Annotated in this window: 24 protein-coding genes; 14 read left to right on the top strand and 10 right to left on the bottom strand. The window is 70.0% G+C overall.

Annotation, left to right across the window (positions count from 1 at the left end; translation table 11 throughout):
• The first annotated feature begins 25 nt into the window (after nucleotides 1-25).
• The gene (locus J7656_RS04710; RefSeq protein WP_017344132.1) at nucleotides 26-217 is read left to right on the top strand and encodes a hypothetical protein; all 192 of its coding nucleotides are present in this window, start codon (nucleotides 26-28) and stop codon (nucleotides 215-217) included.
• Between the two features lie 65 nt (nucleotides 218-282).
• Here J7656_RS04710 and J7656_RS04705 read toward each other — a convergent pair whose 3' ends face one another.
• The 3 genes from J7656_RS04705 to J7656_RS04695 form a co-directional block, all read right to left on the bottom strand.
• Nucleotides 283-1,671 (bottom strand): M28 family peptidase, encoded by a 1,389-nt coding sequence (locus J7656_RS04705; RefSeq protein WP_211554269.1) that lies wholly within the window; start codon nucleotides 1,669-1,671, stop codon nucleotides 283-285.
• Nucleotides 1,672-1,806: 135 nt separating this feature from the next.
• Nucleotides 1,807-2,514 carry a DUF2270 domain-containing protein gene (locus tag J7656_RS04700; protein ID WP_017344130.1) on the bottom strand — a complete coding sequence of 236 codons (708 nt, stop codon included), beginning with the start codon at nucleotides 2,512-2,514 and terminating at the stop codon, nucleotides 1,807-1,809.
• 69 nt (nucleotides 2,515-2,583) lie between these two features.
• On the bottom strand, nucleotides 2,584-2,919 hold the full coding sequence (locus J7656_RS04695; protein WP_017344129.1) for a DUF7113 family protein: 336 nt from the start codon (nucleotides 2,917-2,919) through the stop codon (nucleotides 2,584-2,586).
• A 104-nt stretch (nucleotides 2,920-3,023) separates the two neighbouring features.
• On the opposite strand from J7656_RS04695, the gene J7656_RS04690 reads away from it, so the two are divergent.
• Together J7656_RS04690 and J7656_RS04685 are read left to right on the top strand one after the other, a co-directional pair.
• Nucleotides 3,024-4,928: an ATP-binding protein gene (locus J7656_RS04690; protein WP_211554267.1), complete on the top strand. Its 1,905-nt coding sequence runs from the start codon at nucleotides 3,024-3,026 to the stop codon at nucleotides 4,926-4,928.
• 103 nt (nucleotides 4,929-5,031) lie between these two features.
• Entirely contained in the window at nucleotides 5,032-5,487 is a 456-nt protein-coding gene (locus tag J7656_RS04685; protein WP_211554265.1) for a universal stress protein, read from the top strand.
• Nucleotides 5,488-5,517: 30 nt separating this feature from the next.
• On the opposite strand, the gene J7656_RS04680 is transcribed toward J7656_RS04685, so the two are convergent.
• Nucleotides 5,518-5,805: a DUF8072 family protein gene (locus J7656_RS04680; protein WP_211554263.1), complete on the bottom strand. Its 288-nt coding sequence runs from the start codon at nucleotides 5,803-5,805 to the stop codon at nucleotides 5,518-5,520.
• A gap of 107 nt (nucleotides 5,806-5,912) precedes the next feature.
• On the opposite strand from J7656_RS04680, the gene J7656_RS04675 reads away from it, so the two are divergent.
• Nucleotides 5,913-6,644 (top strand): DUF4013 domain-containing protein, encoded by a 732-nt coding sequence (locus J7656_RS04675; RefSeq protein WP_017344125.1) that lies wholly within the window; start codon nucleotides 5,913-5,915, stop codon nucleotides 6,642-6,644.
• A gap of 109 nt (nucleotides 6,645-6,753) precedes the next feature.
• On the opposite strand, the gene J7656_RS04670 is transcribed toward J7656_RS04675, so the two are convergent.
• From J7656_RS04670 to J7656_RS04650, 5 genes are all read right to left on the bottom strand, one after another.
• The gene (locus tag J7656_RS04670) at nucleotides 6,754-7,230 is read right to left on the bottom strand and encodes a 50S ribosomal protein L11 (RefSeq protein WP_004596863.1); all 477 of its coding nucleotides are present in this window, start codon (nucleotides 7,228-7,230) and stop codon (nucleotides 6,754-6,756) included.
• A 134-nt stretch (nucleotides 7,231-7,364) separates the two neighbouring features.
• Entirely contained in the window at nucleotides 7,365-7,739 is a 375-nt protein-coding gene (locus tag J7656_RS14915; RefSeq protein WP_249191495.1) for a hypothetical protein, read from the bottom strand.
• Between the two features lie 296 nt (nucleotides 7,740-8,035).
• Complete coding sequence (locus J7656_RS04660) at nucleotides 8,036-9,412, bottom strand: MFS transporter (protein WP_017344124.1); 1,377 nt, start codon at nucleotides 9,410-9,412, stop codon at nucleotides 8,036-8,038.
• Nucleotides 9,409-10,125: a TetR/AcrR family transcriptional regulator gene (locus J7656_RS04655; protein WP_211554261.1), complete on the bottom strand. Its 717-nt coding sequence runs from the start codon at nucleotides 10,123-10,125 to the stop codon at nucleotides 9,409-9,411. The genes J7656_RS04660 and J7656_RS04655 overlap by 4 nt, the downstream gene beginning before the upstream one ends.
• Nucleotides 10,126-10,297: 172 nt before the next feature.
• Nucleotides 10,298-10,492, bottom strand: a complete 195-nt coding sequence (locus J7656_RS04650; RefSeq protein ID WP_004596869.1) for a cold-shock protein — start codon at nucleotides 10,490-10,492, stop codon at nucleotides 10,298-10,300.
• A 203-nt stretch (nucleotides 10,493-10,695) separates the two neighbouring features.
• Here J7656_RS04650 and sdhC point away from each other — a divergent pair, with 203 nt between their 5' ends.
• From sdhC to J7656_RS04620, 6 genes are all read left to right on the top strand, one after another.
• A complete protein-coding gene (gene sdhC / locus J7656_RS04645; RefSeq protein ID WP_017344122.1) occupies nucleotides 10,696-11,121 on the top strand; it encodes a succinate dehydrogenase, cytochrome b556 subunit in 426 nt (141 codons plus the stop codon).
• Nucleotide 11,122: 1 nt separating this feature from the next.
• Complete coding sequence (locus J7656_RS04640; protein ID WP_004596874.1) at nucleotides 11,123-11,494, top strand: succinate dehydrogenase hydrophobic membrane anchor subunit; 372 nt, start codon at nucleotides 11,123-11,125, stop codon at nucleotides 11,492-11,494.
• A 7-nt stretch (nucleotides 11,495-11,501) separates the two neighbouring features.
• Nucleotides 11,502-12,386, top strand: coding sequence for a succinate dehydrogenase/fumarate reductase iron-sulfur subunit (locus J7656_RS04635; RefSeq protein ID WP_017344121.1), 885 nt, complete (start codon nucleotides 11,502-11,504; stop codon nucleotides 12,384-12,386).
• A gap of 53 nt (nucleotides 12,387-12,439) precedes the next feature.
• The gene (locus J7656_RS04630) at nucleotides 12,440-14,269 is read left to right on the top strand and encodes an FAD-binding protein (RefSeq protein ID WP_017344120.1); all 1,830 of its coding nucleotides are present in this window, start codon (nucleotides 12,440-12,442) and stop codon (nucleotides 14,267-14,269) included.
• Nucleotides 14,270-14,570: 301 nt separating this feature from the next.
• Nucleotides 14,571-14,798, top strand: coding sequence for a hypothetical protein (locus tag J7656_RS04625; RefSeq protein WP_007345225.1), 228 nt, complete (start codon nucleotides 14,571-14,573; stop codon nucleotides 14,796-14,798).
• A gap of 68 nt (nucleotides 14,799-14,866) precedes the next feature.
• On the top strand, nucleotides 14,867-15,502 hold the full coding sequence (locus J7656_RS04620; protein WP_017344119.1) for a uracil-DNA glycosylase: 636 nt from the start codon (nucleotides 14,867-14,869) through the stop codon (nucleotides 15,500-15,502).
• 27 nt (nucleotides 15,503-15,529) lie between these two features.
• Here J7656_RS04620 and J7656_RS04615 read toward each other — a convergent pair whose 3' ends face one another.
• Nucleotides 15,530-16,705, bottom strand: coding sequence for an NAD-binding protein (locus tag J7656_RS04615; RefSeq protein WP_017344118.1), 1,176 nt, complete (start codon nucleotides 16,703-16,705; stop codon nucleotides 15,530-15,532).
• Nucleotides 16,706-16,844: 139 nt separating this feature from the next.
• On the opposite strand from J7656_RS04615, the gene J7656_RS04610 reads away from it, so the two are divergent.
• From J7656_RS04610 to J7656_RS04595, 4 genes are all read left to right on the top strand, one after another.
• Complete coding sequence (locus tag J7656_RS04610; protein WP_017344117.1) at nucleotides 16,845-18,113, top strand: potassium channel family protein; 1,269 nt, start codon at nucleotides 16,845-16,847, stop codon at nucleotides 18,111-18,113.
• Nucleotides 18,110-19,534, top strand: a complete 1,425-nt coding sequence (locus tag J7656_RS04605; RefSeq protein WP_017344116.1) for a DUF8167 domain-containing protein — start codon at nucleotides 18,110-18,112, stop codon at nucleotides 19,532-19,534. Before J7656_RS04610 ends, J7656_RS04605 begins: the two co-directional genes overlap by 4 nt.
• A gap of 22 nt (nucleotides 19,535-19,556) precedes the next feature.
• Nucleotides 19,557-19,829, top strand: coding sequence for a ubiquitin-like small modifier protein 1 (locus J7656_RS04600; protein ID WP_017344115.1), 273 nt, complete (start codon nucleotides 19,557-19,559; stop codon nucleotides 19,827-19,829).
• A 73-nt stretch (nucleotides 19,830-19,902) separates the two neighbouring features.
• The gene (locus J7656_RS04595) at nucleotides 19,903-21,015 is read left to right on the top strand and encodes a deoxyhypusine synthase (protein WP_017344114.1); all 1,113 of its coding nucleotides are present in this window, start codon (nucleotides 19,903-19,905) and stop codon (nucleotides 21,013-21,015) included.
• Nucleotides 21,016-21,466: the final 451 nt, after the last annotated feature.

Raw genomic sequence — 21,466 nt, 5'->3', positions numbered from 1 at the left:
GTAGCTTCGGGACGGAGCGCCGCGTATGGACGATGGAACTGTCTCCGTGCCGGACGAGCAGTACGAGCGCCTCGCGGCCCTCGCCGCCGCCCGCGGCGTGAGCCCCGAGACGCAGTTGGCCCGGCTCATCGACGACGCGTACGCCGGCCTCGACGGCGACGGCGACGTCCCTGAATCGCTCCCGCTCGGCGTCTGCGACGACTCCGACGAGGAGTGAGTCGGACGGCGGATCGGCGAGGGATCCGTGAGCCGCCGCGCTATCCTCGATTTTCCCCACCGTAGTCACTCGTCGTAGGGCCACCGCCCGCCCGTCTTCAGCTCCTCGACGTACCCCTCGTCGATGGCGTCGCGGATCGACTCCCGCGACCGGTGTTCGGCCTCGACGTCGCCCGTCGCGAACCGGTAGACGGCCGCGGCCACGAGCGTCGCCATCTCGCGGAGGTCCCGCGAGTCGAGCTTGTCGAGGGTGTCGGCGTGGGTGTGGCCCCACCCGCGCCCGGACTGGTCGCTCGTCGTCGAGGCCATCACGGCCGGGATCCCCTCCTGAACGAACGCCCACTGGTCGCCGTGCGGCGAGATCGTTTCGCCGGTCGTCAGGGGCGCGTCGAACGCGTCCGCGACCGCCTCGAACGTCGAGCGCATCCCCGCGAACCCGTTCGTCCCGACGCGGAGATTCCGAGAGCTACAGGCGCCGTCGAGGTTGACCACGCAGGCGATCTTCTCCTCCGGCGTCGTCTCCGCGGTGTGATACGCCCCCCACAGCCCGATCTCCTCCGAGCCGAAGGTGACGAGGCGCACCCGCGTGTCGAGGTCGTCCTCGACGGTCGCGAGCAGGCGGCCGACCTCCGCGACGAGCGCCGACCCGGCGCCGTTGTCGTTCGCGCCGTCGCTCACGTCGTGGGCGTCGACGTGGGCGGTGAGGTACACCGCCTCCTCGGTGTCCGGCCCGACGTCCGCGACGGCGTTCACCGAGGTCGTCGGCTCGTTCCGGCAGTCGACGTCGAGCGAGACCGTCGGGCGGTCGTCTTCCGCGGCGCCGCTTCCCGACCCGTCGCCTTCGGCCGCCTCGGCGAGCCGCGAGAGTCGGTCGCCGACCTCCTTCGAGACGCCGACCGCGGGGATCGGGCCGGGCCGGTTGTGGTAGCCGATCTCGCCGGTCGGCGGGAGCGCCCCCTCGATGTGGTTCCGGAAGACGAACCCGACGGCGCCGCGCTCGGCCGCCGCGACGTACTTCTCCATCCGGTGGATCCACCGGTCTCGGTTCTCCGGCGTGCGCGAGGAGGCCATGGCGATCGCACCCTCCAGCGCGTCGCCCGCGGCCGCGAACTCCTCGTCGGTGCCGTCGCCGACGTCGACGAGCGGAGCCGTCGCCTCACCGCTCGGCGTGCCCGGTAACGCGATCACCTCGTGGGAGTTCGCGTGGTGTCGCTCGACCGCGCCCGACACCGCGAGCGACGACTCGCCGCGCCACCAGCCGGGAATCTCGAACTCGTCGAGGCCGGCGTTCCGGAGCCCGGCGTCCTCGAACGCCTCGACGACGCGCTCGGCGCCGCGGCGCTCGCCCGCAGAGCCGGCCATCCGGTTCCCGATGTCGGTCAGGTCCGTGAGGAGGCTCCACCCGAAGTCGCTCGTCCGCGCGTCGCCGACGACGCGGTCCGGTAGCTCGGTCATACGGTCCGGTTGGGCCGCGGGCGAAAAGGGGTTCGGGAAGCGGAGCCGCGGCCGGCTCACCTAATTCGAGGCGGAAGCCCTACCCTCAACGAGCGAGCGGGGCCATTGCCCCCAAGCGAAGTAGGGAAGGGTAGTTTACTTCCACTCGTCGCCGTTCCCGGCGGTCTGCATCTCGCCTTTGGCCCGCCGCGGGGCCCGCCGCAGCGTCAGCGCGAGCACGACGAGGTAGAAACAGGCGACGGCGGCGAGGACGAGCGCGCCCGGGAGCGCGCCGACCGCGGCCGTCTCGACGACGCCGCTCCCCGACGGCGTGAACACGGTGAGTCTGACGACCCACGCGGCGATGAGGACGGAGAAGAGCGGCGCGTACACGCGCCGGAGCCGCCGGGACACCGCCTCGACGGTCGGCATCTTGATCGTCGGCTCGCGGAGGTCCTCACTCAGGAGCCGCCGCCAGTTGGACTCCTCGACGCCCTCCGGGTCGAGCGCGTTCGCGAACACGTTCTCCTCTAAGAGGCGGACGCGAGACCGCCAGACGTCGAAGGTACGGTACCGGCGCGTCTCGATGCCGAGGAAGACGCTGAGCATGACGAGCCCGATGAGGAGCACGTAGTGCGGCCGCGACTCGTTCGAGAAGGTCCACGTGAGCAGCGACGCGGTCACCACCACCGCCCAGTTGGTCGTGCGGTCGATTCGAGTCCGCCAGGAACTGGTCCGCCCGAGCTCGCCGCGGTAGGTGTGGGCCATCAGTGAGAGGAAGTCGGACCGGTCGGTCGCTGCCTCGGCGGCGACCTCGCGCTCCTCGCGCGACTCGGGATCGAAGTCCTCCGGTGGGTCGGACATACCGGCCGTACCGAGGGCGCACGGGTAAAACCACCAACCGAAAGCGAGAGACGGAACTCTCCGACGGTCTCAGGCCGGGTCCGCCGCGGATACTTCGACCTCGACGTCGGCGGGGTCGACGCCGATCCGCGCGAACTGCGTGCGGACGTGGTCGCGAGCTGCCTCGACGGCCTGCTCGCGGGTGTCGAACCCGCGGGGCATCGGCTCCTCGAAGGCGACCCGGATCTCCTCGCCGTCGACGACGAGCGGCGAGCCGCCGCTCTCGACCTCGTAGAAGGCGTCGCACACCCACACGTACGGGGCGTCCTCGTTCGGCGCGCCCTTGTACGCGGGCGGCTCCTCGCCGCGCTCGAACACCGTGCCGGTGAGGTCCGTCCCGCCGCCGCTGCCGCGAACGAGTATCATGCCACAGGTACGGGGTCAAGCGGGATAAGGGCGCCGCGGGAGGGATTCCCCTCCCTCGCGACGCGAGGGCAAACGCTTTCGGCCCGGCGGCCGGTGGATCCGCCATGACGCTGGAGGATTTCACCGAGTTCAGCGGTGACGACGACGCCGACGGCCGCGCGGACGAGGCCGACTCCGCGGCCGACGGCGGAAGCGCCGTTGACGCCGCCGACGGCGCCGACGCCGCCGACGCGCCCGGGGACGCCCCGCGGGCGGACGCCTCGTCTGGCGGATCCGAGTCCGACGCGGGCGACGACCGCGAGGACGACGCGTTCGCCGACTACGACGCGACGCCGGCCGGCACCGATTCGGGGCTGGGCGTCGTGTCGGTGTCACAGGGGCTCCGGGTCGCCGAGGAGGAAGAGGAGACGTCGCTGAAGGCGTTCGTCACGACCGGGAACCGCGAGTCCGTGCGGCTCGGGAAGTACCTCCTGATCCCGTACCCGGACGGAGAGCGGCTGTTCTGCCGGATCACGGGGTTGGAGTACGCGCAGGAGTTCCAGTCGGACGACGCGACGGAGATCCACGCGCGCCGGCAGATGCGCCGCGACGAGTTCGCCGAGCGCGACTACAAGTTCGTCGCCGACTTAGAGCCGATGTCCGTCGTCTACGGCGAGGGCGAGGGGATGAAGCGCCGGATGACGGACCGGGTGCCAAAGCCCGGCGCCGTCGTCGAGGAGGCGGCCGACGACGCCGAGATCAAGACGGGACTGAAGATCCCCGACGACGGCGTCTTCCTCGGGCACCTCTCGGTCGGCGGCGAGAAGGTCCGGACCGCGGCCGAACCCCCCACCGTCGACTACCGGGTGAAGGACGACTACGGCGACGGCGACCCGCTCGCGTTCCGGCACACGCTCGTCGCCGGCGGTACCGGGTCGGGGAAGACCCACGCCTCGAAGAACGTCCTCCGGCAGTACCTCGACTCCGACCGGACTTACCCGATGGGCGACGGCCGCGAGTCGCGGATGGCGGTCGTCCAGTTCGACCCGCAGGACGAGTACGCGCAGATGCACGACGACAACCCCGACCTCGACGACGCGTTCGCGCGACGCTTAGAGCGCGAGGGGATCGCCCACGGCGGCCACGACGACACCGTCGCCCTCGTGCCGCGCGTCGCGAACGCGACGTACCCCGGCGAGGGGCACCGCGCCGAGCGCGTCGAGTTCACGATCCCCTTCTCGCTGGCGGACGACATGCCGTGGCTCGTCGCGGGGTCCGGGCTCAACGACAACCAGTACCCCGCGCTGTTGACGCTTCTCAACCGTTTCTTCGACAACTACGGGGACTCGGGAACCTACAGCCAGTTCCTCTCGTACCTCGACGACCCGGCGCTCAAAGAGGAGCTCCACGAGAGCGGTCGGGTCCACGAGGCGACGTTCGATGCCGTCAAGCGTCGGGTGCGGGGCGTCCCGAGCGGCGTGTTCGATCAGGACGCAAAGCCAATCACGGAGCTTGACCACACGCTCGTGCGCCCCGGCGGGCTCTCGGTCGTCCCCACCTACCACCTGCCGACCTCCCGGCAGAAGGAGATCGTCGTCCTCGCGGTCGCGGGACTGCTCGTCGACGACAAGCTCTCGAACGACCCGGCGAGCGACCGGATCAAGGAGACGCCGCTGCTGGTCGGCATGGACGAGGCACACAACTTCCTCGCCGACGCCGACAACGTCCAGGCGGAGAAGGTCGTCCAGAAGTTCACGGAGGCCGCGAAGCAGGGCCGAAAGGAGCGGTTGGGCCTCTTTCTGATCACGCAGGACCCGCAGGACGTGGCGGAGTCGGTGTTTAAACAGGTCAACACGAAGATCGTGTTGAACCTCGGCGACGAGGACGCGATCTCCAGCGTCAACATCCCGACGAACCTCGCCGGGAAGGTGCCGTACATGGAGAAGGGGCAGATGGTCGTTTACTCCCCGGACAACTCCGAGCCCGTCGAGCTGATCGGCCTCTCGGAGTGCGTGACGCGGCACGACTGACGAGACGTATCCGCGCCCCTCTGCGCGACGCGGCGCGCCCCGGATTGCCGCCCCGTCGGAGTCGCCGCCGCCCTTTATTGCCGGAGCGGGCGAACCGCCGCGTATGAGCAAACGCATCCTCGTCGCGGTCGACGGGTCGGAGGAGGCCGCCGAAGCGCTGCGGTTCGCGGCCGCCGAGTGGCCGGACGCCGACCTCACGGCGCTCCACGTGATCAACCCCGCGGACTCGGCGACGGGCGCCGAGGGCGGGTTCCCGGGAGCCTCCGACCAGTGGTACGCCAGCGCCAAGCAGCGCGGCGAGCGGATTCTCTCCGAAGCGGCGGAGGCGGTCGATCAGGGGATCGACACGCGGCTGGAGGTCGGGCGCCCGACGAAGACGATCCTCGAGGTGGCCGGCGGCGAGAAGCCCGTCGGCGAGGACGACGACGCTCCCGGCGAACCGTTCGACCACGTGGTGTTGGCGAGCCGCGGGCGGACCGGGCTCTCGCGGGTCCTCCTCGGCAGCGTCGCGGAGGGCGTGGTGCGCCGCGCCGAGGTGCCCGTGACGGTCGTTCGCTGAGTCGGGCTCCGCGGGCGACCCGCCGTCCCCTCACTCCTCGGCGCGCTCGGCCGCGATCACCTCGCCGACCATCGACCACCCCTCCTCGTCGGACCCGGAGCGACCGAGCAGAATGCGCTCGTAGTCGTCGGAGCTGATCAGCCGGAAGTCGGCGTCGCGGTCGTCGTCGGTCCGGACGCCCTCGCCGCGGAACTCCCGCTGGAAGAACTCCGTCGATGAGAACTCGAAGACGCCGCTGTCGCCGGTGTCGAGTTCGAGCCGCACCGGCCGGGGCTGGACGTTGTGGATCCGCTTCGCGATCGGGTGTAGATCCGGCATACCGACGAGTCGGGTCGGGTCGGATAAAATCCGTCGGCTCCGGTGGCCGCTGAACGCCGCCGTACTAGGTTAATACCTCGCGGCGCGTTAGAAGTGTGAGAATCATCATGATAGAAGCATCGCTCACCTACCTTCGCGACGGCGACGACGCCGTCACCACCGCCGTCATCGGCGGGCTTCTGCTGCTGGCGAGCCCGCTCGTCATCCCCTCGATCCTCGTCCTCGGCTACCTGACGCGGGTCCTGCGGCGCACCGCCGACGGCGACGGCGAGCCGCCGGTTTTCGGGGAGTGGGGGGAGCTCTTCGTCGACGGGCTGAAGGCGTTCGCGGTCGCGTTCGTTTACTCGCTGCTCCCGCTCGCGGTCGTCGCGGCCGCCGTGGCCGTGAGTCTCAGCGCGTTCGTCGTGGTTCCGGGGGCCGGCGACGGCGGCGCCGGGACGTTCCTCGGCACGTTCGTCGTCGGAATCGTCGTCCTCGTCGCGGGGCTCGTCGCTCTCGGACTGTCGCTCGTCGGGCTCTACGTGACGCCGGCGGCGCTGGCCGCGGTCGCGGACTCGGGACGGGTCGGCGACGGGTTCGCCGTCGGGACGCTCTGGGGCGTCGTGACGAAGCGGGCGTACGCGACCGGCTGGCTCACGGCGGCGGTCGTCGTCCTCGCCGGCGCGCTCGCGATCGGCGTGCTCTCCGTGGTTCCGGTCCTCGGGACGATCGCCGGCGTGTTCGTCCAGTTCTACGCGCTCGTCGCCGCGGCCGCGATCGTCGGCTGGACGTGGGCCGACGTGCGGCCGGTCGCGACCGAACCGCCCGAGCCGGAGCCCGCGGAGCGGCCCGTGGTGTAGCCGGTCCACGGTGTAGCCGGTCCGCAGTGTAACGGGTCGGAACGGCCCGCGGTGTAACGGGTCGGAATCGAAAGCGGCGCCGAAAGTCGGAGAGTCGCGAAAAGGGGCGTTACTCGTCGAGGACGTCGTCGTACTCGCCGGCGTCGACGCGGTCGTCGAACGTCCGGGCGTCCTCGCCCTCGATGGTGACGCCGAGGGAGGCGCAGGTGCCGCCGACCTCCTTGGCGGCGGCCTTCGTGTCGTACGCGAGCAGGTCGCTCGACTTCTGCTCGGCGACCGTCTTCACCTGCTCGATCGACATGTCGGCGACGAAGTTCTCCTGGGGCTCGCCGGAGCCAGTCTCGAAACCGGCCTCGTCCTTGATGAGCTCCGCGGTGGGCGGCACGCCGACCTCGATGGTGAAGGAGCCGTCGTCGTCGTATTCGACGGTGACGGGCACCTCCATGCCGTCGAAGGCAGCGGTCTCGTCGTTGATCTCCGCGACGACGTCCTGGACGTCCACCGGCGTCGGTCCGAGCTCGGGACCGAGCGGCGGGCCGGGGTTGGCCTGCCCGCCGGGGACGAGCGCTTCGATAGTTCCAGCCATGTCCGTACGAACCCGTCGCCGACTTTTAACGGTTGTTCTTTCGGGCAGGGGGAGTCAGCGGTTCGCACACCATATATATCGGGTAACTGGCGGTGAACCACCCATTCGGCGAGCGACGCTGGTCCAGTGCGTGTTTATAAAAGATCGAGCGATACCGAGTGGAACGCTAGCGAATCTCTAGCCGCCCGTTTATAAATAGTCGATGCCGGAGCGACCGTGACCACCTCCAAAGCCCCAGCCGCTCGTTTATAAACAGTTGACAGCGAATCGGCCGCAAACACCTCCAAAGCCCCAGCCGCTCGTTTATAAACAGTTGACAGCGAATCGGCCGCAAACACCTCCAAAGCCCCAGCCGCTCGTTTATAAACAGTTGACAGCGAATCGGCCGCAAACACCTCCAAAGCCCCAGCCGCTCGTTTATAAACAGTTGACAGCGAATCGGCCGCAAACACCTCCAAAGCCCCAGCCGCTCGTTTATAAACAGTTGACAGCGAATCGGCCGCAAACACCTCCAAAGCCCCAGCCGGGAGGCGGCCGTACGCTCGCTGCGCTCCTCACTCGGTCGCTACCGCTCCCTCGTTGCGGTGCTTGCGTCGCCTACGGCCGCCTCCCGGCTGCCCCTTTGAACCCCGCCCCCGCACAGCGCCGCACGGCACCTCACACCTCCCCAGCCTCGCGGTTCGCGCTCTTCGAGCGCTCACCGCTCCCTCGCGCGTGCTGCTCGCGGCCAAGGGCCGCTCGCAGGCACGCGCCACCGCCTCGTTCGTTTATAAACCGTAGCTGCGCTGGTCGAAGGCCCCCTCGACTACGAGTCGACGACCTTCGACGGGTCGCTCGAACCCGCCTCGTCCGCGACGCGGCCGGGGAGGAACGTCCCGGTCTCCCGGCGGACGCCGAGGAGGAGGACGCCCCCGGCGAGCAGCGGCAGAGCGGCGCAGGCGGCGTAGATGGGGGTGAACCCGACCGCCTCGATGAGGGGAAGCGACACCATGGGTCCGAGGCCGCCGCCGACGTCGCCGAGGACGTTGTTCGTCCCCGAGGCGCGCCCCATCCGCTCGTCGGGGGTGAGGTCCGCGAGGAGGGCCATCATCGGGCCGCTCGTCCCGCCCTGTCCGGCGCCGATGAAGACGCAGGCGAGGCCTAAAGAGAGGACCGACCCGGCCCGCGCGAGCAGCAGGAACCCGACGAACGAGACGGCGAGGAACGCCAGCAGGATCGGCGTCCGGGAGTCCCGGGTGTCGGAGACCCGCCCGCCGACGAGCATGAAGAACGCGGCCGAGACGACCGTGCCGGCCATGAACAGCCCGGAAGTGCCCTGCGGGGCGAGGCCGAACAGCGAGATGTCCTCGGCGCCGAGGAACAAGACGAGCGTGGAGAACAGCGCGCCGATGTACGCGAACATCAGCCCGAAGTTGACTAAGCCGACCGTCACGGCCGGGATCGCGGTGTCGACCTCCCACGGCTTGATCGAATCTCCCGAGCGGTCGCCGGTGACGTGCGTCTCCGGGACGTAGCGGTACGCGACCACGCTGGCCGTGAGCGCGAACGCGGCGGCGACGGTGAAGGCGGCGACGTTGCCCGCGAGCGCGGAGACGATCCCGCCGAGCACGAGGCCGGCCGGGAACCCCATCGTGATCCCGCCGCGGACGATCCCCATGTTCGTCCCGCGCGAGCCGCTGTCGGAGAGGTCGGCCGCGATGGTGTAGGCGGTCGCGAACACCGCGGCGGAGCCGAGCCCCCAGAGGATCCGCGCGAGCAGGAACCACGTCTCGGGCGCGACGGCGACGTCGATCGGGGCGAACCACTCCTCCGCGCCGACGACCAGCGGGCCGGCCGCGAACCTCGGCAGCGAGGCCGCGAGCGGGCGGAGCGACTCGGCGGGGGGCATCGCGAGCGCGACGACGTAGCCGAGCGTGGCGACCCCCTCGACGAACAGCCCGATGACGAACGGCGTGCGCGTCCCGTACCGGTCGACGAGGGCGCCAGCCGGCGCGTTCGCGACGAGCCGCACCCACCGGTTCGCGGAGAGGATCGCGCCCACCATGAACGCCGAGATACCGAGGACCGCGCCGAGGTTCGGTAAGATCGGGAAGACGACGCCGCCGCCGAAGCCGACGAAGAACGTGCTCGCGATCACCGCGAGCAGGACCGGCGGCGGCCGCTCGAACCCGAAGCGAGTCATTCGGGGTCGTCCGCTGGCTCGTCGGCTTCCTGACTCTCGTTCTCAGAATCGTTTGAATCGCGCCGCAGCTCGTCGATCGCGTCGTCGAGCGGCGGCAGGTCGACCCCGTCGGCGAGCAGCGGCCCGACGATCCGTCGGAGCGCCGCCTCCGCGACCTCGCGGGTGTAGCCGTCGCCCTCGTCGCCGCGCTCGGCGCCGGCGAGCGTGATCTGCCGGGTCCGCGCGCCGTCGAGGGTCGCCACGAGCAGGGCCGCCGTCTCCTCGACGTCGACGTCGCGGAAGACGCCTTCCTCGCTGCCGTCCGCGAGGATGTCGGCGACGGTCCCGCGGAGCAGCCGGTCGCTGCGCGCCAGCTGCTCGCGGATCCGCTCGTTGAACGGCCCCTGCGTGCGAAGCTCCAAGAGGGCGATGTGGAACGCCTCGCGGTCGGCCTCGTCGGGCGCGAAGACGAACCAGCCGACGAACTGGACTAACCGGTCGACCGGCGGGTCGTCCGCGCGGGCAGCGATCCGCTCCTCGGAGTCGGAGATGATGTACTCCAAGAAGGCGACGAGGAGGTCCTCCTTCGTGTCGTAGTGGTAGTGGAGCAGCGACTTGCTCTTCGAACACTCGTCGGCGATGTCCTGCATCGTCAGGTCGGCGTAGCCGTGAGCGCGGAGGGCGCTGTACACCCCGTCCATGATCTCCGCTGCCGCGCTCGGCGAGTCGCTCATTGACTGACCGGTCAGTCAGCGAGCGGTAAATCCCTATCGGTCGGGGCCGTCCGGTGGCGAGTTCGACCGCCGCCGGCGCGGCCCGTCGCCCGCGGCGAAACGCGCGTCGGCGCCGCCGCTGTGGGGACGAGAACAGTCGAAAAGCCGATTCGCCTCGGGTGTCGTCGCCGACTTACAGACGGGTGACGTTCGACGCGCGCGGACCCTTGTCCGCCTCCTCGATGTCGAACTCGACTTCCTGACCCTCTTCGAGGTCCGGGCCGCCGACGTCTTCCATGTGGAAGAACACGTCCTCGTCCGCGTCGTCAGTCGAAATGAAACCGTAGCCGCCAGTGTCGTTGAAGAAGTCAACTTCGCCTTTCGCCATTGCGACCGAAGAAGCGGGACTGGGACATATAAGGCTTCCGCGACGGATCGCCGCGTGGAACGATGTCGCACGGAAACGTCACCGAACGGGCTCCGGTCGGGGATGCCCGCCCCGCCCGCGAGAGGCGGCCGAGTTCCGGGACGCGGGAGCGAGCAACGCCGTGTTAGTAACTACTATACGACCCCGGTTCAGAACCGTTAGGTATGAGTCAGTCGTACAATCGAGGCCTCATCGAGGACTTCGGCCGCTGGCGGGAGTTCGAGGCGGGGATGTGGGCGTGGATCTTCCACAAGTTCACGGGATGGGTGCTCATCGGGTACCTGTTCACGCACATCGCCGTGTTGAGTACGGGGATTCCGGCGGCCGGCGCCGGCGAGGCGGCGATCGCAGCGGGCACCGACGTGTACACGCAGACCATCGTCTCCTTAGAGGGGCTGCTGCTCGTGCGGCTCCTGGAGGTCGGCCTGCTCGCGGTGGCGGTGTTCCACATGCTCAACGGCACCCGACTCCTCCTCACGGACCTCGGAATCGGGCTGGACGCACAGGACAAGAGCTTCTACGCGTCGCTGATCCTCACCGGAGCGATCACCGTCGCGTCCGTCCCGACGTTCATCGCGGGGGCGTTCTGAGATGGCAGAGCGCTACTCCTCGTTCCAGTCGGGCGGCCGGATGTGGTTCCTCCAGCGGGTCACGGCGGTCTTCCTGCTGGTGGTGTTGGCGTTCCACTTCTTCCTGCTCCACTTCGTCCACCACGCCGACGAGGTGTCGTTCCTCGCCAGTTCGGCTCGGATGGAGCAGCTGAGCTACTACTCGCTGATGATCCTCTTCCTCGTGACCGCGACGTTCCACGGGGTCAACGGCGTCTACAACGCCTTGGTGAACCAGGGGCTCACCGGCACGAAACGCACCGTGATCAAGTGGACGCTCGTCGCCGCGAGCGTCGTGTTGATCGCCCAGGGAATCCGCACCGCGAACGCGTGGGCGGGCATCGGACTCTACTGAACCGACCATGAGCACGCAAATTCCGAAGCAGACCGAGGAATCGACCGAGACCGAGACGGAGCCCGCCTCGAAGGGCGACGAGCGCCGCGCCGAGAAGCGGCGCCGCGCGGCCGAGCGCCGCGAGCAGCGACAGGAGGAGGAGGCCGAGAAGGCGGCCGCCGACGAGAGCACGGTCGAGCTGAAGGTGTTCCGCTACGACCCGCAGGTCGAGGGGAAACAGGAGCCGCGGTTCGACACGTTCCACGTCCCGTTCACGAAGGGGATGACCGTCCTCGACGCGCTGATGTACGCGCGCGACACGTACGACTCCTCGCTCACGTTCCGCCACTCCTGCCGACAGGCGGTGTGCGGCTCCGACGCCATGTTCGTCAACGGCGGCCAGAAGCTGGCGTGTAAGACGCAGATCTCCGACCTCGACGAGCCCGTCCGCGTCGAGCCGCTCCCGCACGCCGAGGTGACGAAGGACCTCGTCGTCGACATGGAGCACTTCTACGACCAGATGGAGGCCGTCGAGCCGTACTTCCAGACGAACGAGTACCCGGACGGCGAGCTCGAAGAGCAGCGGCAGGACCGGGAGAACCGCGAGAAGATCAAGATGTCCACGCGCTGCATCTGGTGTGGCGCGTGCATGTCCTCGTGCAACATCGCCGCGGGCGACAACGAGTACCTCGGGCCCGCCGCGATCAACAAGGCGTACCGGTTCGCGATGGACGAGCGCGAGGGCGAGGAGATGAAACAGAAGCGCCTGGAGATCATCGAGCAGGAGCACGGCGTCTGGCGGTGTCAGACGCAGTTCTCCTGTACGGAGGTGTGCCCGAAGGACATCCCCCTCACCGAGCACATCCAGGAGCTGAAGCGCGAGGCGGTCAAAAACAATCTGAAATTCTGGTAATCCCGACAGACAGTATCAAGGGACTCCGGAACCTACGAAATTACATACCAACAATGCACGAACACGACGTCGTCGTCGTCGGGGCCGGCGGGGCGGGACTCCGGGCGGCGATCGCGGCACAGGAAGCGGGCGCGGACGTGGCGATGGTGTCGAAGCTCCATCCCGTCCGGTCGCACACGGGCGCGGCGGAGGGCGGAATCAACGCGGCGCTGCGCGACGCCGACTCCTGGCAGGACCACGCGTACGACACGATGAAGGGGTCCGACTACCTCGGCGACGCGCCGGCGGTCGAGGCCCTCTGTCAGGAGAGCCCCGAGGAGGTCATCCGCCTCGAACACTGGGGGATGCCGTTCTCCCGCGAGGACGACGGGCGCGTCTCCCAGCGGCCGTTCGGCGGCCTCTCGTTCCCGCGCACGACGTACGCGGGCGCCGAGACCGGCCACCAGATGCTCCACACGATGTACGAGCAGGTGGTCAAACGCGGCATTACGGTGTACGACGAGTGGCACGTGATGGATCTCGCGGTCACCGACGAGGACGACCCCGCGGAGCGGACCTGCCACGGCGTGGTCGCCTACGACATCCAGAGCGGCGAGATCAGCGGCTTCCGCGCCAAGGACGGCGTCATCCTCGCGACGGGCGGGATGGGGCAGGTGTTCGACCACACCACCAACGCGGTGGCGAACACCGGCGACGGCGTCGCGATGGCGTACCGCGCGGGCGTGCCGATGGAAGACATGGAGTTCATCCAGTTCCACCCGACGACGCTGCCGTCGACCGGCGTCCTCATCTCCGAGGGCGTCCGCGGCGAGGGGGGCATCCTCTACAACGAGGACGGCGAGCGGTTCATGTTCGAACACGGCTACGCAAACAACGACGGCGAGCTCGCCTCCCGCGACGTCGTCTCCCGCGCCGAGCTCACCGAGGTCAACGAGGGGCGCGGCATCGAGGACGAGTACGTCCACCTCGACATGCGGCACCTCGGGGAGGAGCGCATCCTCGACCGCTTGGAGAACATCCTCCACCTCGCGGAGGACTTCGAGGGTGCCGACGGGCTCACGGAGCCGATGCCGGTCAAGCCCGGCCAGCACTACGCGATGGGCGGCATCGAGACGAACGAGTTCGGCGAGACCGTCATCGACGGGCTGTACGCGGCCGGCGAGTGCGCCTGTGCCTCCGTCCACGGCGCGAACCGCCTCGGCGGCAACGCGCTGCCGGAGCTCATCGTCTTCGGCAAGCGCGCCGGGCGCCACGCCGCCGGCGAGGAGATGGGCGAGGCCGAGGTCACGACGGGCCGGTCCAGCGACTGGGAGCCGGCCGACTACGAGTTCGGCGTCGAGGTCGGCGAGACGGACGGCTCGGACCCCGCCGCAGCCGACGGCGGCGCCGTGGCGACCGACGCCGAGAGTGTCGTCGGGGGCGCCGTCGACCGCGCGCAGGAGCGCGTCGACGAGCTGCTCTCGCGGAAGGGTCGCAACCACGCGGAGATCCGCTCGGCGGTCCAGGAGACGATGACGGCGAACGTCAACGTGTTCCGCGAGGAGGGCCGGTTAGAGGAGACGCTCGCGGACCTCCGCGAGGCCCGCGAGGCGTACAAGGACGTCGCGGTGTCTGACCCCTCGCGGACGTTCAACACCGACCTCATCCACACGATCGAGACGCGGAACATCCTCGACATCGCCGAGGCGCTGACGATGGGCGCGCTCGCCCGCGAGGAGTTCCGGGGCGCCCACTGGCGCAAGGAACACCAGGAGCGCAAAGACGAGGAGTGGCTGAAGCACACGCTCATCTCGTGGAACGACGGCGAGCCGGAGCTGTGGTACAAGCCGGTCGTCCTCGAGGGCGAGAACAAGACGTACGAGCCGAAGAGCCGCTCGTACTGAGCCGGCCGCCGGCGCTCGGCCGCTGCGACGCGGGGGTCCCGGCGCGGACCCCGCCGGGCGCCGTCGCGCCCCGTCACGCCCCGCCGCGTCTCGCCTGATCGATCCGGATCGTTCACGGTTTGCTATCCGTCGACGATCGAAACTGACCGTCGATACGCGTCGATTAAGCGTTCGTCGATCGACGTACTTCGCTCGAATGTGCCGTATTCGCCGGATTCAAACGCTTTCGAGTGCCTTCCGAGCGTTTCGACGACTGTTGAAATGGGGGTTTATTATCGTCGAACTCAACGGATCGGACAAGATGCTCGAAACGGAGACCGCGTCCGCGACGGCCCCGTCGCTCCCCCGGGAGCTCCAGTCGCCTCGCGCCAAGCTCGTGTACCTCTACCTGACCACGAACGGCGACGCCACCGTTTCCGAGATGGGCGAGTCGCTCGGGATGAAGAAGCTCTCCTTATACAGCATCCTGAAGACCCTCCGCAGCGAGGGGCTCGTCGACTGCGACGGCGACTGTTACGTGCCGAACTGACGCGGCGTCTTTTCGCCGCGTCGCGCCCGCGCCGGAGCGTTTAGGGACGCGGAGCGCGCAGGGCCACCGTGGACGCGAACCAGACGGAGTTCGAGAACCCGTTCGCGATGGACACCGACTGCGAGAACTGCGAGGAACTGTGCGGCGCCCGCGACCGCGTCGTCCACGGCTACGGCGACGTGGGCGCCGAGTTCCTCGTGGTCGGGACGGGGCCGACGGCGGCCGCCGAGCGCAACGGCGTCCCCTTCACCGGCGAGGGCGGCGGCGAGCGCGTCCAGTCGATCTTCGGCGACCTCGGGTTCGTCCGCTCGGAGCCGGACGCCGCGGAGCCCGACGTCCAGAACATTTTCTTCACGAACCTGACGCGGTGTCGACACCCCGACCGCGGGCCCACGGACCGGGAGGTCGGCACCTGTGAACCGTTCCTCAACGCGGAGATCCGGATGATAAACCCCCAGATCATCGTGCCGGTCGGCGAGCGACCGCTTCACGAGCTGGCGGTCGAGTACACGACGCGCCGGCCTGACTCCTTCGACGTCGACGCCGAACACGCGACGACCATCCGCGGGCGCGGATTCGAGCTGGTGCCGATGAAGGAGCCGGCGGAGATGACCGACGACGAGGCCGACGCCTTCCGCGATCACATGCGCGAGAACGTGTTGAGCCGGGACTACCGGCAGACGAAGGGGCGACAGAGCCGCTGATCGGCCGGGTCGGTCCCGCCGGGACGCTCAGTCCTCGAGGTCGATGTCGTCGAGGATTCCCTCGGTCGCCTCCTTGCTGTCGGCGCCGAACGCGCAGTCGACGATGATGTGCCCGCCGAGCGTCGTCGGCGAGATCACCTGGTCGGCGCCGGCGCGGCGGAGCTTGTCGACGTTCTCACGTTGAGTCACCGCCGCGACGATCCGAACGTCCGGATTGAGCTGCCGAGCGGTGAGGATGGCGAGCGCGTCGCGCGCGTCGTCCTCGGTGGCGGCGACGACCGCGCGGGCGCCGGCGAGGTTCACCCGTTCGAGCGGGTCGACGTCGCTCGGGTCCGCGGTAAACACCGGAATGTCGCGCTCGGCGAGCCGCCTCGCGGCGGTCTCGTCGGGCGTCACGACGGCGTACTCGACGCCGTCGCGGGCGGCGAGCTCTTCGAGAATCGGTTCCGTCAGGTCCCCGTAGCCGAGCACGAGGACGTGGTCGTCGAGGAGGTCGATCTGTCTGTCGGTCATTTTTCCGAGCGCCTTGGAGAGCTGCGCCTCGATGGCGGGCGTGAGGAGGACCCCGAGCGCCACCGCGAAGGCGGCGACGTTCATCACGAGCGAGGAGAGCACGAACAGCTGGGCGATGTCTGACTCCGGCCCGGTCGCCGGGATCACGTCTCCGTATCCGACCGTGGAGGCGGTGACGACGGTGAAGTAGAACGCGTCGACGATGGTCTCGACCCCGTTGAACTGGTCGCGGAGCGCGTACGTCCCGACCGTCCCGTAGGAGACCGCGGTCACGAGCGCCGCGCCCGCGGCCAGTTGCGTCGGTGAGGGCGAGAACTTCCTGTCGAACCGCCGTCGGTTGTACGCCAGCGCGGGCACCGACACGACCGACAGCGCGACCAGCGGGAACGAAAGCACCGACGCCTGCATCAGTCCCTGTATCGCGGTCAGCGGGAGCAGGACGGCCGTGGAGTACCAGCCAACCCGGTAGCCGTTCTTCAGCGCGAAGCCGCTCCCGAGCATCGAGAACCCCGTGATCGTTCCCGTGAAGCCGACGGTCTGGCGGATGAAGTCTGGGACCAGCGGGGCGAGCGGCCCGGAGACTCCTACCCCCCCGATCTGAGCGAGCCCGGCGAGGATCGACAGCACCGCGACCGCGAACGTCAGGAGGATCGACGCTCGGACGGTCACCCAGTCCCGGGTCAGCTCCATACCTCCGCGTCGCCGAGACCGGACTTAAACCCCGCGAGGCCGGAGCGCTTCCTCTGCGAGTTCGCGTGCGTCCGCTCCCGCCTCTCGCGACGCGATCCGCGCCGACACACGTTTAACCGCCCCGCCGGTTGAGGGGCGTATGTCGCTGCCCGTCGAGATCGTCTTCGGCGTCTACCTCGGCGTCATCACCGGGATCGTCCCCGCGCTGGTGGCCGGGACCCTCGGGTTCGTGTTCAAGTACGTGACGGACGTGACGATCCCCGGGCTCGGAGTCGTCGTGTTATCGCTCGCGATCGCCGGGATCAACGGCGGGCTGCTCGCGCTCAACGACGAGACGATCCGCTCGTCGGAGCGCGCGCCGGCGATCCTCACGGCGATCGTCGTGGTGTTGATGCTCTCGATGTACGCCCACGCGCAGGGTGACCGGCTCGGCGCCAGCGTCCCCAAGCGAATCTCGCTCAAGCAGCTCCGCGACCGGACGCTCTCGACCGACGTGATCGAGCTCGTCGGCGGCCGGGGGCGCGTCTCCGTCGAGGTCGCCGGCGAGGTGAACGACATGGAGGGGTACCCGCCGCTGCCGGCGGACACGCGGACGGCGATCCTCGACGGCGACTGGACGTTCCCCGCCGACCTGCCGCTCGCCGAGCTCGAAGACCGCTTCGCGGAGCGGCTCCGGACCGAGCTCGACCTCGCCGACGTGGCGGTCCGGATCGACGAGCAGGCGCGCGCGACCGTGGCCGCCGCGCCGCCGACCGGCGCGCTCTCGAAGCGCGTGCCCGCGGGGAAGCGCGCCGTGTCGGTGTCGGCGCTCGTCCCGACTGGAATCGCCCGCGGCGACGTCGTCCGCGTGATCACCCCCGACCTCGACGCCGAGGGCGCCGTGATCGCCGCCCGGTCGAGCGGGAAGCCGGAGCCGGGGGGCGGCGCGGCGCCGAAACCCGCTCCCGCCGCGGGCGACGGCCCAGACCCGGACGACGACGCGCGGACCGACGGCGGCGAGGACGCCGTCGCCTCCCCGCCGGCGGCGACCGCCCCGACCACGACCGGCGGCGAGGGACGCGTGACGCTCGCGCTCGACCGCTCCGAGGCGGCGGCCCTCCTCCGCGCCGACCGCGGGCGCGTGCTGGTGCTGTCGCGAGGCACCCGCCGCGAGTACGAGCTCACGGCCCTGCTGCGCCGGGCCGGGAAGCGGTTCCGGAAGGTCTCGGTCGTCGCCGGCGGACCGCTCGACGGCCACACGATCGGCGAGGCCGAGATTCGCGAGGCGTACGACGTGGCCGTCCTCGCGGCCCGCCACGAGTCGTGGATCATCGCGCCCGACGGCTCGCAGTCGCTGTCGGCCGGCGACGACCTGTTCGTCGTCGGGAGCCGCGACGCGATCGACCGGTTCGCGGAGGTGGCCGCGTGAGCCCCTCGCTCGTCCCGCTTACCGCCCTCGCCGCGGTCGACGTGGGGTTCGCGCGGCCGCGACAGGCGGCGGTCACGCTCGTCACGTTCGCGGTCGTCGCCACGCTCGTGGCCGGGGGCGCGGCGCTGGCCTACCGCTGGTACTTCCGCGCGGAGATCCCCGAGGGGGTGACCGGCCTGCTCGGCGTCTCGGTCGTCGCCTTATACCTCAACACGACCTCGCTGGGGTCGGTCGCGATCGGCGACAATCCCGCCCTCCTGGCGCCCGAGAGCGTGTTCTTCAACCTCGTCTCTCTCGGCGTCGCGGCGGTGACCGCCCCCGTCGGCCGGTACGCGGGCGACCGGCTCGCGGTCGACGTGTTCGCGCTCTCCGGCGCCAAGCAGCTCGAAGGGGAGCTGAGCGGAATGGTCCGCGCAGTCGGGCGGTTCACCGCGGTGACGCTCCCGCCGGCCGACGAGATCCGCGACATGGACACGTACGACCCCGCCTCGCCGGAGAAGAAGGCCGAGCTCGCGGAGACGACCCTGCTGTTCCCGCGGAAGATCTCGGAGGCGGAGCTCCGCGACCGGCTCGTTTCCCGGCTCAAAGACGAGTACAGCGTCGGCTACGTCGACGTCGACCTCGACGCCGACGGGAGCGTCGAGTTCTTCGCGGTCGGCTCCCGGGCCGCGGGGCTCGGCCCGACGCTCGCGCCGGGGTCGGCGGCGGTCGCGGTCGCGGCGGACCCGCCGAACAACGCGACCGTCGGCGACACGGTCCAGCTGTGGCGCGACGACCCGGAGCCGAAGCGCGTCGCGACCGGCGAGCTGCGCGGCGTCGCCGGCGACGTCGTCACCGTCGCGCTCGACGAGTCGGACGCCGAACGCCTGACCGAGGAGGGCGACTACCGCCTCGTGACCCTCCCCGCGGAGCCGCAGGCGGACCGCGAGTTCGCCTCCCTGCTGCGCACCGCCGACGAGACGATGGCCTCGGTCGCGGTGGGCGTCGGGAGCGACCTCGACGGGAGCACCGTCGGCGAGGTCGGGGCCGTCGTCGCCGCGGTCCGCCCGGCGGAGGGGCCCGTCCAGCCGATCCCGCCGCGCGCGTACGCCTTCGGCGCCGGGGACTTAGTGTACCTCGTCGGTCGGCCGGACGCAATCCGTCGGTTCGAGACGGCCGCCGCGTCGCCGCCCGATGCGGACGGGGAAGCCGGAGGGGCCGAGACGGCGTCCGCGGCCGCGCGCGACGCCGAACTCGACGACATCGATGAGGGGACCGACTTCGACGCGGAGGCCAAGGTCGACGAGGAAACCGGTTCCGACGACGCGGGCGGGAGCGAAGACGGCACGGCGGGTGGCGACGACGGCACGGCGGGTGGCGACGACGCGAACCGGAGCGACGCCGACACCGCGGCCGATCCCGACGGGACGCAACGCTCTTGAGTCGCCCGCGCGGGGATCCGCCATGGAGTGGAAGCTGTTCGCCGACCTCGCGGAGATCGCGGGCGACCGCGCGGTGACCGTCGACGCGGAGCCGGGCGACACGGTCGGCGACGCGCTCGACGCGCTGCTGGACGCGCATCCCGACCTCCGGGACCGCGTCATCGAGGACGGGACCGTGGCCGACCACATCAACGTCCTCCGGAACGGGCGGAGCGTCCACCACGACGAGGGGCTCGACGCGACGCTGGAGGCGGGCGACGAACTCGCGCTGTTCCCGCCCGTAAGCGGCGGGTAGCCGCTCCGTGAGGCCGCGGGCGGCCCGCGCTCGGATCGGGCGTTTCAAACGCGCGCCGGCCCCACCCGGAGCTATGACCGACAGCGACGAGGGAACGCGAGACGACGCGGCGGGTGCCGAGGGCGACCACGGCGACGGCGACGAACACGGCGGCCACCACCCGCACCGCGAGGAGTTTCACGAGGACCCGGTCGGCCACACGCGCGCGACCGCCGGGATGACGGTGAGCGAGCTCGTCGACGGCTACGGGGACGCGGGGATCGGCGCCGCCGCCGTCAACGAGGCGGGCGACGTGCTCGCGGAGATGTTCGACGACGAGGACTGTACCGTGTTCCTCTCGCTCGCGGGCGCGATGGTCCCCGCGGGGATGCGCCGGATCGTCGCCGACCTCATCCGCGACGGCTACGTCGACGCCCTCGTCACGACCGGCGCGAATCTCACCCACGATTCCATCGAGGCCATCGGCGGGAAACACCACCACGGGCGCACCCACGACCCCGAGAAGACCCCCCGCGAGCACGACGAGGAGCTCCGCGACGAGGGGGTCGACCGCATCTACAACGTCTACCTCCCGCAGGAGCACTTCGCCGACTTCGAGGGGCACCTCCGTGAGGAGGTGTTCCCGGCGCTGGAGGCCGACTCCGACATCGAAGAGGCGAGCGGAGCGGGCGACGGCGCCGTCTCCATCGCCGACCTCACGCGCGAACTCGGCCGCGCCAACGCCGAGGTGAACGAGCGCGACGACGTCCCGGAGGGGCCGGGCGTCGCGGCCGCCGCCTACGAGTGCGACGTGCCGATCTACTGCCCCGCGGTCCAAGACTCCGTGTTAGGGCTTCAGGCGTGGATGTACGCCCAGACCGCGGAGTTCACGCTCGACGCGCTCGCGGACATGACGGAGCTGACCGACCTCGCCTTCGACGCCGACGACGCGGGCTGCCTGCTCGTCGGCGGCGGCGTCCCGAAGAACTTCACGCTCCAGACGATGCTCGTCACGCCGCGCGCCTACGACTACGCCGTCCAGATCACGATGGACCCCGAGGCGACCGGCGGGCTCTCGGGCGCGAGCCTCGACGAGGCGCGCTCGTGGGGCAAGTTAGAGAAGGACGCGCGCAACGCCTCCGTCTACGGCGACGCGACGGTGATGCTTCCGATGCTTATCGCCGCCGCCCGCGAGCGCGTGGAATAGGAACGCGACCGCGATTCTGACCGCGTCATCGTTTATAAATCGATCCGCGGTGGCGCGTGCCTGCGAGCGGCCGGCGCGAAGCGGAGGCCGCGAGGAGCACGCGCGAGGGAGTCAGTCGCCGGAGCGAAGCGGAGGCGACTGACGAGGCTGGGGAGGCGTGAGGTGCGGTTGCGGTGCTGTGCGGGGCGGGACTCAAAGGGGCAGCCGCGAGGGCGAAGCACGGCGACGCAAGGACCGCAGGAGTGAGCGGAGCGAACGACGAGGACCGCAGCGAGCCGCGCGAGCCCTCGCGGCTGGGGCTTTGACGGTGTTCGCCGTCGATCCGTCAGCAGCCGTTTATAAGTAAGCAGCTGGGGCTTTGGCGGTATCCGTCACCGATCCGCCAGCGGCCATTTATAAGTAAGCGGCTGGGGCTTTGGCTGCGTCCGTCACCGCCGATCGGCTTCCCCAC

It is taken from the genome of Halorubrum ruber (genome assembly GCF_018228765.1).
In the GTDB taxonomy this organism is placed as follows: domain Archaea; phylum Halobacteriota; class Halobacteria; order Halobacteriales; family Haloferacaceae; genus Halorubrum; species Halorubrum ruber.
Note: the sequence above shows the minus strand (reverse complement) of the source record. Positions and strands in the feature narration are given on the sequence as shown.

Coding starts and splice junctions, on each gene's coding strand:
- J7656_RS04600 (WP_017344115.1), top strand. CDS start 19,557: ATGGAGTGGAAGCTGTTCGCCGACCTCGCGGAGATCGCGGGCGACCGC.
- sdhC (WP_017344122.1), top strand. CDS start 10,696: ATGAGTCAGTCGTACAATCGAGGCCTCATCGAGGACTTCGGCCGCTGG.
- J7656_RS04700 (WP_017344130.1), bottom strand. CDS start 2,514: ATGTCCGACCCACCGGAGGACTTCGATCCCGAGTCGCGCGAGGAGCGC.
- J7656_RS04675 (WP_017344125.1), top strand. CDS start 5,913: ATGATAGAAGCATCGCTCACCTACCTTCGCGACGGCGACGACGCCGTC.
- J7656_RS04690 (WP_211554267.1), top strand. CDS start 3,024: ATGACGCTGGAGGATTTCACCGAGTTCAGCGGTGACGACGACGCCGAC.
- J7656_RS04660 (WP_017344124.1), bottom strand. CDS start 9,412: ATGACTCGCTTCGGGTTCGAGCGGCCGCCGCCGGTCCTGCTCGCGGTG.
- J7656_RS04655 (WP_211554261.1), bottom strand. CDS start 10,125: ATGAGCGACTCGCCGAGCGCGGCAGCGGAGATCATGGACGGGGTGTAC.
- J7656_RS04685 (WP_211554265.1), top strand. CDS start 5,032: ATGAGCAAACGCATCCTCGTCGCGGTCGACGGGTCGGAGGAGGCCGCC.
- J7656_RS04595 (WP_017344114.1), top strand. CDS start 19,903: ATGACCGACAGCGACGAGGGAACGCGAGACGACGCGGCGGGTGCCGAG.
- J7656_RS04625 (WP_007345225.1), top strand. CDS start 14,571: ATGCTCGAAACGGAGACCGCGTCCGCGACGGCCCCGTCGCTCCCCCGG.
- J7656_RS04610 (WP_017344117.1), top strand. CDS start 16,845: ATGTCGCTGCCCGTCGAGATCGTCTTCGGCGTCTACCTCGGCGTCATC.
- J7656_RS04680 (WP_211554263.1), bottom strand. CDS start 5,805: ATGCCGGATCTACACCCGATCGCGAAGCGGATCCACAACGTCCAGCCC.
- J7656_RS04640 (WP_004596874.1), top strand. CDS start 11,123: ATGGCAGAGCGCTACTCCTCGTTCCAGTCGGGCGGCCGGATGTGGTTC.
- J7656_RS04710 (WP_017344132.1), top strand. CDS start 26: ATGGACGATGGAACTGTCTCCGTGCCGGACGAGCAGTACGAGCGCCTC.
- J7656_RS04630 (WP_017344120.1), top strand. CDS start 12,440: ATGCACGAACACGACGTCGTCGTCGTCGGGGCCGGCGGGGCGGGACTC.
- J7656_RS04650 (WP_004596869.1), bottom strand. CDS start 10,492: ATGGCGAAAGGCGAAGTTGACTTCTTCAACGACACTGGCGGCTACGGT.
- J7656_RS04705 (WP_211554269.1), bottom strand. CDS start 1,671: ATGACCGAGCTACCGGACCGCGTCGTCGGCGACGCGCGGACGAGCGAC.
- J7656_RS04670 (WP_004596863.1), bottom strand. CDS start 7,230: ATGGCTGGAACTATCGAAGCGCTCGTCCCCGGCGGGCAGGCCAACCCC.
- J7656_RS04695 (WP_017344129.1), bottom strand. CDS start 2,919: ATGATACTCGTTCGCGGCAGCGGCGGCGGGACGGACCTCACCGGCACG.
- J7656_RS04635 (WP_017344121.1), top strand. CDS start 11,502: ATGAGCACGCAAATTCCGAAGCAGACCGAGGAATCGACCGAGACCGAG.
- J7656_RS04615 (WP_017344118.1), bottom strand. CDS start 16,705: ATGGAGCTGACCCGGGACTGGGTGACCGTCCGAGCGTCGATCCTCCTG.